This is a genomic window from Microbacterium sp. HJ5 (genome assembly GCF_054824025.1).
Map to the genome: position 1 here is coordinate 104,360 of NZ_JSYE01000012.1, position 14,365 is coordinate 118,724.

Annotated in this window: 16 protein-coding genes; 11 read left to right on the plus strand and 5 right to left on the minus strand. The window is 72.0% G+C overall.

Going from position 1 to position 14,365, the window contains the following annotated elements:
* The first annotated feature begins 51 nt into the window (after window positions 1–51).
* The 4 genes from OB08_RS06010 to OB08_RS06025 all read left to right on the plus strand — a co-directional run bounded on the left by OB08_RS06010 (window position 52) and on the right by OB08_RS06025 (window position 3,338).
* Window positions 52–342: a hypothetical protein gene (locus OB08_RS06010; RefSeq protein ID WP_461473131.1), complete on the plus strand. Its 291-nt coding sequence runs from the start codon at window positions 52–54 to the stop codon at window positions 340–342.
* A gap of 165 nt (window positions 343–507) precedes the next feature.
* Window positions 508–1,104, plus strand: a complete 597-nt coding sequence (locus OB08_RS06015; RefSeq protein WP_461473133.1) for a nitrobindin family protein — start codon at window positions 508–510, stop codon at window positions 1,102–1,104.
* On the plus strand, window positions 1,101–2,210 hold the full coding sequence (gene ygfZ, locus OB08_RS06020; protein WP_461473135.1) for a CAF17-like 4Fe-4S cluster assembly/insertion protein YgfZ: 1,110 nt from the start codon (window positions 1,101–1,103) through the stop codon (window positions 2,208–2,210). Before OB08_RS06015 ends, ygfZ begins: the two co-directional genes overlap by 4 nt.
* Before the next feature lie 27 nt (window positions 2,211–2,237).
* On the plus strand, window positions 2,238–3,338 hold the full coding sequence (locus OB08_RS06025) for an FUSC family protein (protein ID WP_461473137.1): 1,101 nt from the start codon (window positions 2,238–2,240) through the stop codon (window positions 3,336–3,338).
* 24 nt (window positions 3,339–3,362) lie between these two features.
* Here the strand turns inward: OB08_RS06025 and OB08_RS06030 are convergent, their stop codons facing one another.
* A complete protein-coding gene (locus OB08_RS06030) occupies window positions 3,363–4,208 on the minus strand; it encodes a methyltransferase domain-containing protein (protein WP_461473139.1) in 846 nt (281 codons plus the stop codon).
* A 64-nt stretch (window positions 4,209–4,272) separates the two neighbouring features.
* On the opposite strand from OB08_RS06030, the gene OB08_RS06035 reads away from it, so the two are divergent.
* Window positions 4,273–5,022, plus strand: a complete 750-nt coding sequence (locus tag OB08_RS06035; RefSeq protein ID WP_461473141.1) for a phosphoglyceromutase — start codon at window positions 4,273–4,275, stop codon at window positions 5,020–5,022.
* Between the two features lie 77 nt (window positions 5,023–5,099).
* Here the strand turns inward: OB08_RS06035 and phoU are convergent, their stop codons facing one another.
* Complete coding sequence (gene phoU / locus OB08_RS06040; protein WP_461473143.1) at window positions 5,100–5,777, minus strand: phosphate signaling complex protein PhoU; 678 nt, start codon at window positions 5,775–5,777, stop codon at window positions 5,100–5,102.
* Between the two features lie 169 nt (window positions 5,778–5,946).
* Here phoU and OB08_RS06045 point away from each other — a divergent pair, with 169 nt between their 5' ends.
* Window positions 5,947–7,164: a sensor histidine kinase gene (locus tag OB08_RS06045; protein WP_461473145.1), complete on the plus strand. Its 1,218-nt coding sequence runs from the start codon at window positions 5,947–5,949 to the stop codon at window positions 7,162–7,164.
* The gene (locus OB08_RS06050; protein WP_461473147.1) at window positions 7,161–7,844 is read left to right on the plus strand and encodes a response regulator; all 684 of its coding nucleotides are present in this window, start codon (window positions 7,161–7,163) and stop codon (window positions 7,842–7,844) included. The genes OB08_RS06045 and OB08_RS06050 overlap by 4 nt, the downstream gene beginning before the upstream one ends.
* Window positions 7,845–7,932: 88 nt before the next feature.
* Here the strand turns inward: OB08_RS06050 and OB08_RS06055 are convergent, their stop codons facing one another.
* On the minus strand, window positions 7,933–8,406 hold the full coding sequence (locus OB08_RS06055; protein WP_461473149.1) for a DNA modification methylase: 474 nt from the start codon (window positions 8,404–8,406) through the stop codon (window positions 7,933–7,935).
* A 145-nt stretch (window positions 8,407–8,551) separates the two neighbouring features.
* Here OB08_RS06055 and OB08_RS06060 point away from each other — a divergent pair, with 145 nt between their 5' ends.
* Window positions 8,552–9,034 (plus strand): CarD family transcriptional regulator, encoded by a 483-nt coding sequence (locus tag OB08_RS06060; RefSeq protein WP_461473151.1) that lies wholly within the window; start codon window positions 8,552–8,554, stop codon window positions 9,032–9,034.
* Window positions 9,035–9,071: 37 nt separating this feature from the next.
* Window positions 9,072–10,277 carry a 2-C-methyl-D-erythritol 4-phosphate cytidylyltransferase gene (gene ispD / locus OB08_RS06065; RefSeq protein ID WP_461473153.1) on the plus strand — a complete coding sequence of 402 codons (1,206 nt, stop codon included), beginning with the start codon at window positions 9,072–9,074 and terminating at the stop codon, window positions 10,275–10,277.
* Window positions 10,278–10,303: 26 nt separating this feature from the next.
* Here the strand turns inward: ispD and OB08_RS06070 are convergent, their stop codons facing one another.
* Window positions 10,304–10,771 carry a GNAT family N-acetyltransferase gene (locus OB08_RS06070; protein ID WP_461473155.1) on the minus strand — a complete coding sequence of 156 codons (468 nt, stop codon included), beginning with the start codon at window positions 10,769–10,771 and terminating at the stop codon, window positions 10,304–10,306.
* 42 nt (window positions 10,772–10,813) lie between these two features.
* The gene (locus tag OB08_RS06075; RefSeq protein ID WP_461473298.1) at window positions 10,814–11,755 is read right to left on the minus strand and encodes a DMT family transporter; all 942 of its coding nucleotides are present in this window, start codon (window positions 11,753–11,755) and stop codon (window positions 10,814–10,816) included.
* 42 nt (window positions 11,756–11,797) lie between these two features.
* On the opposite strand from OB08_RS06075, the gene cysS reads away from it, so the two are divergent.
* On the plus strand, window positions 11,798–13,339 hold the full coding sequence (cysS, locus tag OB08_RS06080; RefSeq protein WP_461473157.1) for a cysteine--tRNA ligase: 1,542 nt from the start codon (window positions 11,798–11,800) through the stop codon (window positions 13,337–13,339).
* Window positions 13,332–14,324 (plus strand): 23S rRNA (guanosine(2251)-2'-O)-methyltransferase RlmB, encoded by a 993-nt coding sequence (gene rlmB / locus OB08_RS06085; RefSeq protein ID WP_461473159.1) that lies wholly within the window; start codon window positions 13,332–13,334, stop codon window positions 14,322–14,324. The genes cysS and rlmB overlap by 8 nt, the downstream gene beginning before the upstream one ends.
* Window positions 14,325–14,365: the final 41 nt, after the last annotated feature.

A 14,365-nucleotide genomic window follows, 5' to 3' on the forward strand; every position in this document is an offset into this window, starting at 1 on the left:
GCTACGGTCACGATCCGTGCACGACGGGCCGCGGTGGGGGAGAATGAGCGCGTGGCCGTTCCTGAGCTCGCTCCCCGCCGGACGATCGGCGGCATCGTCGCCGTCTGGGTCGTCGCGGCCGTCGTCGGCGTCGTCGTAGGCCTGTTCGCGGCGGACGAGTGGCGCGCCCAGTGGCTCGCGGTCGGACTGGGCGGATGCCTCATCCTGGCCTTCGCGGTGCAGCTCTGGTCGGGCCGTTCCCAGGGCTTCACCGAGCGTGTGGCCGCGAGCTGTCTCGGCGCGCTCGTCGTGATGGGCGTCATCAGCCTCGGCTTCGGTCTCGCCGCGATCGTCCCCGGCTGACGCATCCCGGCGCCACGGGCGCTCGGCGGTTTAGGCTAGGACCATGGATCTCTTCGCGCTCGAGCTCTTCTTCGTGGGTCTCCTCGGTCTGGCGACGCTCGCGATCGCCTTCGTGTCCGTCGTCGTCCTGAAGAACCTGTACCGCGGCCAGCGCTGAGCCGCGTGATGTTCGATCTGCCGACCGACCTCCCGGCCGACCTCGCGCCGCTCTCCTGGCTGATCGGCGTGTGGGAGGGCACGGGCGTGATCGACTACGCCGACCACGCCTACACCGGGGAGTTCACGCACCGCGTGAGCTTCAGCCATGACGGCGGCGACTACCTCAACTACTCGGCCAGCGCGTGGCTCCACGGCGAGGACGAGACCCGCGTCCCCCTCGTCGCCGAGATGGGCTACTGGCGGCTGTCCCGTCCGGCCACCCCCGCCGACGCCGGGCCCGGCCTCCTTCCCGCGCTCGACGACGCCCCGGCCCGGACGGCCGACGACGTCGAGCTCCTCCGCAACGGCGAGGGCGGCTTCGACATCGAGGTGGTCATCGTGCATGCCGACGGGGTGAGCGAGCTCTACCTCGGGCAGATCCGCGGACCCCGCATCGACATCGCCACCGACGCCGTCGTACGCCCCGCCGGCGCGAAGACCTACTCCGCCGCGACCCGCATGTACGGGCTCGTCGACGGCCACCTGCTGTGGGCGTGGGACATGGCCGCTCTCGGCGAAGAGCTCGGCGCCCACGCGTCGGCCCGACTCGCGCGGGCGGAATGATGTCCTCCCTCTTCTCGTCTCTGCCCGGCGCCGTCGTCGATGACGCCGGACTCCAGCACGTGGGAAACCCGCTCATCGAGCAGCGTGCGCTCGCCGCCGGCGAGGCCGTGGTCCCGCTGGACGATCGGGCCGTCCTCGCCGTGCCGGGCGAGGACCGGCTCTCATGGCTGGACTCCCTCACCTCGCAGGCGCTCGCCGCGCTGACGCCGGGCATCAGCACCGAGCTGCTGGTGCTCGACCCCCAGGGCCACATCGAGCACGCGGCATCCGTCCTCGACGACGGCGAGACGACGTGGCTCATCGTCGACCGCGCCGACGCGGAAGGGCTGCTGTCGTGGCTGCGCCGCATGCGGTTCCGCCTGCGCGTCGACCCGCGCGACGCGAGCGCCGAGTATGCGGTGTTCGGGGGCACCGCGGCGGGGCTGTCGAGCGTCTCGCCGGCCCGGCCCGGGGCCGTCCCGCTCGTGTGGACCGATCCGTGGCCGCACGTGTCGGTCGGCGGCTGGGGCTACGCGGCCGTCGATCCGCACCCGGGCGCCGATCGCGACTGGGCCGAGGCCCTCGTGACGCGCGACGAGGAGCGCAGGATCGCGGATGCCGCGACCGCGGGCGACATCGCCGTCGCGGGTCTCGCCGCCGCCGACGCCCTCCGGGTCGCGGCATGGCGCCCGCGCTGGTCGGCCGACGTCGACGAGCGCGTCCTGCCGCACGAGCTGGACTGGCTGCGCACCGCGGTGCACCTGAGCAAGGGCTGCTACCGCGGTCAGGAGACGGTCGCCAAGGTGCACAACCTGGGTCACCCGCCGCGCCGCCTGGTGGCACTGCAGCTCGACGGCAGCGGGAGCGTGCTGCCCGCGCGCGGGGCTGCGGTCCGCGTCGGGGACGACGCCGTCGGACACGTCACCTCGACCGCGCTGCACTACGAGGAGGGTCCGATCGCGCTCGCCGTCGTGCGGCGGTCGACCCCCGTCGACGCGACGCTCCTCGTCGACGGCGAGGACGGTGCGATCGCCGCCGCGCAGGAGGTCGTCGTGCCGCCCGAAGCGGGCGCCACCGCCAACGTGCCCCGGCTCACGAGGCTCTCACGCCGAGCGCCGGCGAAGTGACCCGTGCCGGGTGAGCGAAGCGAGCCGGTGAGCGGTCCGCCCACTACCACCGCCGTGCCCACGGGCTGGCGGGCGCGGGTCGATCCGCGCCCCGCGTTCGTGCGCCTGCGCGACTCGGGCATCCCCATCGTGCAGATCGTGGTCGCGGCGACGGGCTCCTACGCCTTCGCGCACTACGGTCTGGGGCATCCCGCGCCGCTGCTGGCGGCGACCGTCACGGTGGGCAGCCTCGGACTCGTGCGCGACGCGCGACCCCGGCGCGTGCTCGAGACCGTGCTCGGCATGCTCGTGGGCATCCTGGTCGCCGAGCTCCTCCTCATCCTCACCGGCACGGGCTGGTGGCAGCTGGCGCTCGCGCTGGGCGCCACGCTCGTCGTCGCCCGCCTCCTGTCCGCGCAGCCCGGCTTCGCGATCGCCGCGGCGATCCAGTCCCTGATCGTGATGGTGATCCCCGCCACTGCGCCGTTCCTGCGTCTCGTCGACGGGATCATCGGCGGCGTCGCCGCGCTGCTGGTCACCGCGCTCATCCCGCGCAATCCGCTGCGCGACGCCCTCCGCGAGGGCCGTGCCCTGTTCGCGGCTGTCGACAGCGCGTCGGGCGCCCTCATCCAGGCGCTGCGGCGCGGAGACCGGCTCCGCGCGGAGCGCGGCCTCGAGAAGGCGCGTGCGCTGCAGCCGCTCCTCGACGAATGGCGCGCGTCGCTCGAGTCCGGCCTCGCCATCGCGAAGATCTCGCCCTTCCTGCGCCGGCAGCGGTTCGAGCTCGCCCGGCAGGACCGCATCCGCGAGGCGACGGACCTCGCGACCCGCAACCTCCGCGTCGTCGCGCGCCGGGTCGTCTACCTGTGCGACGACGGCGTGAGCCGCCCGGTGTCGGCCGACGTGCTGGCAGAGATCTCCCGTGCGGCCTCGTTCGTGTCGGACTCGCTCGACGACCTGTCGTTCGAGCCGCCGGCTCGCGCGGCGCTCGTCGCGGTCGCCGGACGCCTCGATCCGGCGGAGCTGCTGCCCGGGGCATCCCTCGGCGATCAGAACCTCATCGCGGCGATGCGCCCGCTCGTCGTCGATCTTCTGACGGCGACCGGGATGCCGGCGGCCGACGCGCGGGCGGCCGTTCCGCGCATCTGAGCCCGCGGCCGCGCCCCGGCAGGCTCACGCGCCCGGCGCCACGGCCTCCCACGGCACGGTGAGCTCGCCCAGGCGCCACCGCGACCGCTCCCGCAGCGGCCATCCCGCGGCCTCGAGCGCGCCGAGCGCCGTGCGCCAGCGCTCGACCGGCCCGAAGGGCGAGACGGCGGCGGCGCGGTCCCACTCGGCGTCCAGGTCGCGGAGAAGGGCGTGGATGCGCTCGCCCGCGACATTGCGGTGGATGAGCGCCTTGGGCAGCCGCTCGGCCGCGATCGACGGATGCTCGAGCCCGGTCAGGCGCAGGGACACGGTGAAGCTCTGCGGCGCGCCGTCGTCGCCGAGGGCGACCCACGATGCGATGCGGCCCAGTTCGTCGCACGTGCCCTCGACCACGAGACCGCCGGGCGCCAGCCGCGAGGCCATCGACGCCCACGCGGCGCCGACCTCGTGCTCGTCGTACTGGCGCAGCACGTTGAACGCCCGGATGACGGCGGGGCGGCGCCCGCCGGGCACGGGCACCTCGAAACCGCCGAGCGAGAACGACACGGCGGCCTCGCGCGCGAACGACGTGGCGCCCGCGCGCACGTCGGCGAGCTGAGCGGTCGCGCGGGCGACGCGGTCCGGGTCGATCTCGAGGCCGAGCACCTCGACGTCGGGGCGTGCGCGCGTCAGACGGGCGTGCAGCTCCAGCGCCGTGACGCCGCTCGCGCCGTAGCCGAGGTCGACGACGAGCGGGTCGTCCGCACGGCGCAGGGCGGGATGACGCGCGATCCAGCGGTCGATGCGCCGGAGGCGGTTCGTCCCGGTCGTGCCCCGCGTGATCCGCCCGACCCGCTTCGCCGATGCGGCAGGGGAGCGGGCGGCGCGCATCACCCCATGATGCCAGCCGTCACGCGCCCGCGACGGGTCTCCGCCCGCCGATATCATGGGGCGCATGACCGCGCCCTACACGCTGATCCTCCTCCGCCACGGCCAGAGCGAGTGGAACAAGACCAACCAGTTCACGGGATGGGTCGACGTCCGCCTCACCGAGCAGGGCAAGGCCGAGGCCGCGCGCGGTGGCGAGCTGCTCGCCGAGTCCGGGATCCTGCCCGATGTCCTGCACACCTCGGTGCTGAGCCGCGCCATCCAGACGGCGAACATCGCCCTCGACTCGGCCGACCGCCTCTGGATCCCGGTGAAGCGCACGTGGCGCCTCAACGAGCGCCACTACGGCGCCCTGCAGGGCAAGGACAAGGCGCAGACCCTCGAGGAGTTCGGCAACGAGCAGTTCATGCTGTGGCGCCGCTCGTTCGACGTGCCGCCGCCGCCCCTCCCCGCCGACGACCAGTACAGCCAGGTCGGCGACCCCCGCTACGTCGGGATCGACGGCGACGTGCCCGACACCGAGTCGCTCAAGATCGTCATCGACCGGATGCTCCCGTACTGGCACAGCGACATCGTCCCCGATCTGCAGGCAGGCAAGACGGTGCTCGTCACGGCGCACGGCAACTCGCTCCGCGGACTCGTGAAGCACCTCGACGGCATCAGCGACGCCGACATCGCCGAGCTCAACATCCCGACCGGCATCCCGCTGGTGTACCGCCTCGACGAAGACCTGAAGCCCATCGGCGCGGGGGAGTACCTCGACCCCGAGGCCGCCGCCGCCGGCGCCGCCGCTGTCGCGAACCAGGGGAAGAAGTAACGCCAGACTCGCACGAACGAAGAAAGGGACCGGATGCCTCCCCCCGAGGCATCCGGTCCCTTCGTCTTTCCGCTGGCTCAGCCCTGCGTGATGATGTCCAGCGCGTCCGTGGACGGCGTCCAGTCGCCGGTCGACAGGTACGCGACCTTCTTCGCGACGGAGACCGCGTGGTCGGCGAAGCGCTCGTGATAGCGGCTCGCGAGCGTGGCGTCGACGGTGGCGGATGCCTCGCCCTGCCAGCTGTCGCTGAGCACCTTCTCGAACACCGAGACGTGGAGGTCGTCGATCTCGTCGTCGGCGTTGCGGATGCGGTCGGTGAGCGTGAGGTCCTGGGTGCGCAGCAGCTCGGTGAGCTGGCGCGCGACCTCGACGTCGAGCTCGCCCATCTTGGTGAACGTGGACTTGAGGCCCTTGGGGATCGCCCGCTCGGGGAATCGCATGCGCGTGAGCTGCGCGATGTGCTCGGCGATGTCGCCCATGCGCTCGAGCGAGGCGCTCATGCGCAGCGCGCTCACGACGATGCGCAGGTCGCGGGCGACGGGCTGCTGCCGGGCGAGGATCTCGATCGCGAGCTCGTCGAGCGCGACCGCCTTGTCGTCGATGACGGCATCCGCCTCGATGACCTCCTCGGCCAGCGCGACGTCGCTCGTGCTGAACGCCCGTGTCGCCTTGTCGATCGCCACCGTGACGAGCTCGGCGATCTCGACCAGACGACCCTGGACGTCCTCGAGGGACTGGTGGAAGACTTCGCGCATTCCGACGCACCTTTCCTGAATCCGGGCAGGCATCCGCCTCCGCGACCCTGGCGATTGTCGCCAGCGAAGGTTAACGGACGGTGCCGCCGCGGTGAATAGTACCCGCGGGTCCCGCCGTACGCGGGGCCCGCGTCGATGACCGCCCACTCGCCCCCTCTACGCTGTTGCCATGGACACGACGCAGCTCGCGCTGCTCGCCCTCCTCGCCGGAATCGTCATCGGGGGCTCGATCTCCGCCGTCATCGTCACCTCGCTGCGTGCGCGGGAGCGTGCGCGCGCGGAGACGTCGCTCGCCATCCCCGAGGGAGTGCGCGAGGTGCTGCACGGCATGGACGACGCGGCCGTCGTCGTCGACGCCTCGTTCACCGTTCTCGCGGCCTCCGCCGCGGCGGCGCCGTTCGGCTTCGTCGAGGGCAGGTCCGTGCCCGACGACCAGCTGCGCGCCATCGCCCGCACCGCACGGTCAGGGGACGCCCCCGCCACCGAGACGATCCGTCTGCGTCGCGGCGCTCCGCCCGCCGAGCCCCGGCTCGTCGCGGTCCGCGCGACGCGCATCTCGCCCCGGCTCACCCTCCTCGTGCTGCGCGACATCACCGAGCGCGAGCGGGTCGAGCAGATGCGCCGCGACTTCGTGGCCAACACGAGCCATGAGCTCAAGACGCCGGTCGGCGCGGTGAGCCTGCTCGCCGAGGCCATCGAGTCGGCCGCCGACGACCCGCCCCAGGTGCGCATCTTCACCGCGCGCCTCATGGCCGAGGCCAATCGCCTGGCCCTGCTGACATCGCGCATCATGAACCTCTCGCGACTGCAGGCGACGGACGAGCTCACCGAGCAGCGCGACGTCTCGGTCGACGAGGTCGTCGCCGCCGCGCTCGACGCGCACGTGATCCAGGCCGACTCCGCCGGCGTCGACGTGGTGCGGGGCGGCAAGCGCGGCCTCTACGTCCGCGGCGACGCGCAGATCCTCAGTGAGGCCGTCGGCAACCTCATCGCCAACGCCATCGCGTACTCGCCGCAGGGATCGAGCGTCGGTGTGGGCGTGAAGCTCGTCGACGGCGTCGTGGAGATCGCGGTGACCGACCGGGGCATCGGCATCGCCGAGGGCGAGCAGGACCGCGTGTTCGAGCGGTTCTACCGGGCCGACCCCGCCCGGGCCCGCAGGACCGGGGGCAGCGGGCTGGGCCTCTCCATCGTCAAGCACGCCGTCCAGCGCCACGGTGGCGAAGTGCGCCTGTGGTCGCGCCCCGGTCGCGGCTCGACCTTCACCATCCGCCTGCCCGAGATCCCCGCGCCCGCCGAGGAGCACACGCCCAAGCGCGGCCGGAAGAAGAAGCGCGCGACGGCCGAGGCATCCCGTCCCCTCCCTACGAACGGAGAACCCGTATGACCCGCGTCCTGATCGTCGAGGACGAGCCAGACCTCGCCGACCCGCTCGCCTACCTTCTGCGCCGCGAGGGCCACGAGGTCGAGATCGCCGAGGACGGCCCCGCCGCGCTCACCGCCTTCCGCGAGCGCAGCGCCGACATCGTCCTGCTGGACCTCATGCTGCCCGGGATGCCGGGCACCGAGGTCTGCCGGCAGATCCGCACCACCTCGACCGTGCCGATCATCATGCTCACGGCCAAGGACTCCGAGGTCGACATCGTGGTGGGCCTCGAACTCGGCGCCGACGACTACGTGACCAAGCCCTACTCGGCACGCGAGCTGCTCGCCCGCATGCGGGCGGTGCTGCGACGCTTCTCGCAGGTCGACTCCGACCTCGACGAGCGCGTGCTCGAAGGCGGGCGGGTCGTGCTCGACATCGACCGCCACACCGTGGCCGTCGACGGGGGCGAGATCAGCATGCCCCTCAAGGAATTCGAGCTGCTCGAGGTGCTGATGCGCAACGCCGGCCGCGTGCTCACGCGCGGGCAGCTGATCGACCGCGTGTGGGGGAGCGACTACTTCGGCGACACGAAGACCCTCGACGTGCACATCAAGCGCATCCGCTCGCGCATCGAGCTCAACCCGAGCGCCCCCGAGATGCTCGTGACCGTGCGTGGCCTCGGCTACCGCTTCGAGGGCTGAGTCGCTTCGAGGTGAGCGCCGACACGACGAAGGCCGCCCCGCGCCGAGCGCGAGGCGGCCTTCGTGTCGAAGAAGGGGAGCCGCCGGGTCAGGGGACCAGCGGGGCCAGGTAGTTCAGCTCGCCGTCGAGGACGGGGACCGAGATCAGGGTGCCCTCGCCGTCGCCCGACTGGAAGTAACCGGGGATGTCGGATCCGGGAAGGGTGTCGAGGTTCTCGACGAGGATGGGGTCTTCGCCCTCCGCGCCGAGGCTGACGGTGGTCCGCGCTGCGACCCGGATCGTGATGGGGTCGGTGCCCGAGCCGTCGCCGAGTTCGATGCGCAGCGTGTGCGACTCATCGGTCGGGTTGACGATGGCGGCGACGAAATTGCCCTCGGCGCCGTCTTCGGTGGCGACGATGAACGCGTTGCGCACGTCGAGCGGTCCGGAGTTGTAGACGTTCACGCCCTCCGCCGCCGAGTACTCGATCGTCGTCGCCTGCGGCGAGATCATGCTGCAGCCGGTCGTGCCGAGAACCAGAGCGGTTCCGACGGCGATCGACGCGATGAGGCGCGGTTTCACAGATCCTCCCAGGACGGATGCGGGCTTCCTCAGCATTCTAGGGGTTCGCCGCGACCGTCGTGGAGCCGGGTGCCGCGCCCGGGGCGGAGAACCTTAGCGTATGTCGCCTGTGGTATCCTGGAGGTTGCCGAAAGGACATAACTCCATGCTTTTTGAGGTTGGCGAGACGGTCGTTTACCCCCACCACGGCGCGGCAACGATCATCGAGGTCAAAGACCGCATCATCAAGGGCGAGACCAAGAGATACCTGAAGCTCAACGTCACGCAGGGCGACCTGATCATCGAGGTCCCCGCTGAGAACGTCGATCTGGTCGGCGTCCGCGATGTCATCGGCAAAGAGGGTCTCGACAAGGTCTTCGAGGTGCTGCGCGCCCCCTTCACGGAAGAGCCCACGAACTGGTCTCGCCGCTACAAGGCGAACCTCGAGAAGCTCGCCTCGGGCGATGTGATCAAGGTCAGCGAGGTCGTGCGCGACCTGTGGCGCCGCGATCAGGACCGCGGGCTCTCGGCCGGCGAGAAGCGCATGCTCGCGAAGGCCAAGCAGATCCTCATCTCGGAGCTCGCGCTCGCCGAGAAGACCGATGAAGAGAAGGCCAGCGTCATCCTCGACGAGGTCCTCGCGTCCTGACGTCTACCGGGTGCGGCGCGGCCGGTAGCGTGATCGGGTGACCATCGCACCCGTACCCCGCGTCGGCATCATCGTGGTCGCGGCCGGATCGGGCACGCGTCTCGGCGCCGGCGCGCCGAAGGCGTTCGTCGGCATCGACGGACACACGATCCTGCGCCACGCGCTCGAACGCGTCTTCGCGGCGCCGTCCGCGCAGGTGGTCGTCGTCGTACCGTCCGGCCGCGAGGGCGACGCGCTGAGCGAAGCGCTCGAGGCCGCCGGAGAACGGCGCGACCTGGTGTCGGTCGTCGTCGGCGGGCAGACGCGGCAGGCGTCGGTGCAGGCCGGCCTCGGTGCACTGTGGGCCGACGTCAAGATCGTGCTGGTGCACGATGCGGCGCGGGCGCTCACCCCGCCCGAGGTGTTCGGGCGCGTCGTCGCTTCGATCGATGCAGGCCGCGCGGCCGCGATCCCGGTGCTGCCGGTCATCGACACGATCAAGCGGGTCGACGGCGCCGAGGTCGTCGCGGCTGTGGACCGCTCCGAGTTGTCCGCCGCGCAGACCCCGCAGGCGTTCCGGCGCGACGTCCTCGAGCGGGCGTACGCCGAGGCGGTCGCCGACTTCACCGACGACGCCGCCCTGGTCGCCGAGGCCGGTCACGCGGTCGCGGCTGTGGCGGGGCATCCGCTCGCCTTCAAGATCACCACGGCGTCAGACCTCGACCGGGCGCGATCACTGGTGGCCGCGGCGCCCATCGCGCCCGCCGCCGCCAGGCTCGAGCACGACGTCGCGATCCCGCGCGTCGGCCTGGGGACCGATGTCCACGCCTTCGGCGGGGACGGACCGCTCTGGCTCGCCGGACTCGAATGGCCGGGCGAGCCGGCGCTGTCGGGTCACTCCGACGGCGACGCGGTCGCGCACGCGATCGTCGACGCCCTGCTGGCCGCCGCGGGCCTGGGTGACATCGGCACGCACTTCGGCACCGACCACCCCGAGTACGCCGGCGCGCACGCCGACGTCTTCCTGGCGCGCACGCTCGGCCTGCTGGGCGAGGCGGGCTTCCGCGTGGGGAACGTCTCGGTGCAGGTGCAGGCGAATCGGCCGCGCTTCGCCGCACGCCGCGCCGAGGCGGAAGCCGCGCTGTCGGCCGCGCTCGGCGGTGCGCCCGTGTCGGTGTCGGCGACCACCACCGACGGGTTGGGCTTCCCGGGCGCCGGCGAGGGCGTCGCCGCGTTCGCCGTGGCGCTGGTCGTCAAGGCCTGATCCGGTCGCCCGCGCCGAGCCCCGGCTCACAGCGCGCGCGTCATGAAGACCGAGTAGGGGTCGAGGACGTACCCCTCGAAGGGGCCGCAGGTCGCGAAGCCCTCGCTCTCGTAGAGGCGCTGCGCCGGAAGGAACTCGGGCGTGCTGCCGGTCTCGAGCCACAGGCTCGTCATGCCCCGCTCGCGCGCCTCGTCCATGACGTGCCGCAGCAGCGCCCGGCCGACGCCGAAGCCGAGGAACCGGTCGTCGACGCGCATCGACTTCACTTCGCCCCGGCCGGCGCCGATCGCCTTCAGCGCGCCGATTCCGGCCAGCTCGCCGTCGACCCACGCCGACCAGAACGACACGGCGGGATCGCCGAGCGCCTCGAGGTCGAGCGCGTGCACGCTCTCGGGCGGCGACGTGTCGTGCATCCCGGCGAGGTGGAAGGCGATGAGGCGCCGGGTGGCGTCACCGCTGAGGTCGTCCGGCCGGATCAGGATCGTCGCGCGCATGTCGCCCTCAGTGTGCCACCCGCGCGTTGCGAGAAGGTTTCGTCAGGCCTCGACCGCGTAGGGCTTCGGATCGCGCGGCGAACGCGAGCCCCACGCCAGCAGCGCGAGCCCGGCCGCGAGGACGATGAGCCCGATGATCGCCAGCGCCGACAGGCGCTCGCCCAGCACCGTGATGCCCAGGACGCTGGCCGTCAGGGGCTCGCCGAGGGTCAGCGTCGCCGCCGTCGCGGCCGTGAGCCCCGACAGACCCCAGGTGAACAGCACGTACGCCACCGAGATCGTCGCGAGCCCGAGCCACAGCGCCATGACCACGCCGCTCGCGGTGCCGAGCCACGCGAGGTCGACGAAAGGCACGGCGAAGGCGCAGATCACCGCCGACGACGCGCCCATCGCGCCCACGACGGTGAACGGGTCCCAACCCTCGTCGAGCAGCCGGCGCTGGGCGTTGGCGATGACCGCGAACGACGCTCCCGCGCCGATCGAGCCGAGCAGTCCGATGGGGTCGGTGCCTCCGGCGCCCCCGGCGCCGCCCGCCTCCCCGCCGAACCCGAGCAGCACGACGCCGAGGGTCGCGAGCGCCGTCGCTCCCATCCACGTCGGTGTCGGCATCCGTCGCGTGAGCGCCCATTCGAGCAGCCCCGCGAGGATCGGCGCAGACCCGAGAGCGACGACCGTGCCCACGGCGACGCCGTTCAGCGACGTGCCGAGGAAGAACAGCGGCTGGTAGATCGCGAGGCATGCACCGGTCAGCACCATGAGCGAGAGGGGCCGCGGGCCGAGCCGCGGCGGAGGAGCGGCGTCGACCGGTCGCCGCCGCGCGTGACGCGCGGCGAGGAGGAAGGCGATGACCGCGAGCCCGGTGCCGCCGATCACCATGCGCATGACGCCGATCGAGAGCGGTGTCGTGCCGTCGGGTCCGAGCGCCTGCGACGTGCCGGTCGTGCCGAACAGCATCGCGGCGGCCAGGACGGCGAGCACATGCATCACACTCAGTTCTAGCGGAAACCCGGCCGGTAGGCTGGTGCGGTGACGGTTCAGCTCTACGACAGCAAGGCACAGGCCCTGCGCGACTTCGTTCCGCTCGACCCCTCGAACATCACGATCTACGTCTGCGGCCCGACGGTGCAGTCCGGTCCGCACATCGGCCATCTGCGCGGCGCGCTGAGCTTCGACATCCTGCGCCGCTGGCTCGCCCACCGGTATGAGCGCGTGACGTTCGTGCGCAACGTGACCGACATCGACGACAAGGTGCTCGCCAACGCGTCCGACGGCGAGGCGTGGTGGGCGCTCGCCTACCGCATGGAACTCGAGTTCTCACGCGCGTACGCGGCGATCGGCATCCTTCCCCCTACGTACGAGCCGCGGGCGACCGCCTCCATCACGCAGATGCAGGAGATCATTCAGCGCCTCATCGAGGCGGGTCACGCATACCCCGCAGAAGAGGGATCGGATGCCGCGGGCGACGTCTACTTCGACGTGCGGTCGTGGCAGGCCTACGGCGAGCTGACCCGTCAGAGCCTCGACGCCATGGAGCCCGCCGCCGACGCCGACCCGCGCGGCAAGCGCGACCCGCGCGACTTCGCCCTCTGGAAGGGCGCCAAGGCCGGGGAGCCCTCGTCGGCGACGTGGGACTCGCCGTGGGGTCCCGGCCGCCCGGGCTGGCACATCGAGTGCTCGGCGATGTCGCGCCGCTACCTGGGGCCGGAGTTCGACATCCACGGTGGCGGCCTCGACCTGCGCTTCCCGCACCACGAGAACGAGCTCGCGCAGTCCACTGCGGCGGGCGACGCGTTCGCCCGCTACTGGGTGCACAACGGTCTCGTGACCGTCGACGGCCAGAAGATGTCGAAGTCGCTCTTCAACTTCGTGCTCGCACGCGACGCGCTGGACGAGTTCGACCCGCTGGTGATCCGCTACGCCCTCGTGGCCGCGCACTACCGCTCGAGCCTCGACATCTCGCAGCGCGGCTTCGACGAGGCCGCTGCCGCGGTCGATCGCATCCGCACCTTCCTCGAGCGCGTGCAGCGCGTGCCGAGCCCGTTCGAGTGGCGGGCGGACCGGCCGACGGACTCCGACCCGGACACGGGCGCGTTCGAGCCCGAGCCCGGCCGCGCCTTCTCCGACGAGCCGCCGGCTTCCTTCGCCCAGGCGATGGATGACGACCTCGGGGTGCCGCAGGCGCTCGCGGTGATCCATGAGGCCGTGCGAGCCGGCAACTCGGCTCTGGATGCGGGCGACGACGAGACGGCGTGGGAGCGGGCGCTGCAGGTACGGAAGATGACCGGGATCCTGGGCATCGACCCCCTCGACCCGCAGTGGTCGAAGACGGATGCCTCGGCCGAGGCATCCGCTCTCGACACACTCGTGCAGACGATGCTGGCCCAGCGCGCCGACGCGCGGGCCGCGAAGGACTGGGCGGCGGCCGATCGCATCCGCGATGCGATCGCCGCCGCAGGGATCACGCTGGAAGACAGCGCCGACGGAACGCATTGGAGTGTCGCCGACACTCCTGCTCCGCGCAGCGGAGCCGACGGGGCGCAGCCCCGCGTGAGGAGAACAGATGGCTAAGCCAGGACGCCCGGGCGCCGCAAAGGGCAAGAAGGGCCCCACCAAGGGCACCGGCGGCAAGAACAAGCGCTCTCTCGAGGGTCGCGGGCCGACCCCCAAGGCCGAGGACCGCGCGTGGCACCCCGCCGGCAAGCGCAAGGCCGCGGCTGAGCGCTACGCCGCCGCGGGCGGCAAGGGCAAGCCCGGCGGTGCGGGCGGTCAGAACCGGACTACGCGCGCGAAGAAGGACGACGACACCGAGACGGTCACCGGCCGCAACTCAGTGCTCGAAGCGCTGCGGGCGAAGATCCCGGCGACGGCGTTCTACATCGCGCAGCGCGTCGAGATGGACGACCGCGTCAAGGAGATGCTGTCGATCGCGACGCACCGCGACATCCCCGTGATGGAGGTCACGCGTCCGGAGCTCGACCGCATGGCGGGCTTCGACGGGGTGCACCAGGGCGTTGCGCTCAAGGTGCCGCCGTACGAGTACGCGCATCCGCAGGACCTCCTCGCGGAAGTCATCGACGCCGGGCAGACGCCGCTCTTCGTGGCCCTCGACGGCATCACCGATCCCCGCAACCTCGGCGCGATCATCCGCTCGACGGCCGCCTTCGGCGGTCAGGCCGTCATCGTGCCGCAGCGGCGCTCGGCGAGCGTCAACTCCGCCGCGTGGAAGACGAGCGCCGGCGCGGCCGCGCGCATCCCCGTGGCGATCGCGGCGAACCTCACGTCGATGCTCAAGGAGTTCAAGAAGCAGGGCGTGTTCATCCTCGGCCTCGACGGCGGCGGCGACGTCTCGCTGCCGAGCCTCGAGCTCGCCGATCGTCCTGTCGTGATCGTCGTCGGCTCCGAGGGCAAGGGCCTCTCGCGCCTCGTCACCGAGACGTGCGACCAGATCGTGTCGATCCCCATCTCGGGCGCCACCGAGTCGCTGAACGCCGGGATTGCGGCATCCGTCGCCCTCTATCAGGTCGCGACCCTGCGGACGCAGTCCGACAGCTGAGCGGATCCCGCAACCCGCCGTATTCGCGGGAATGAATCGCT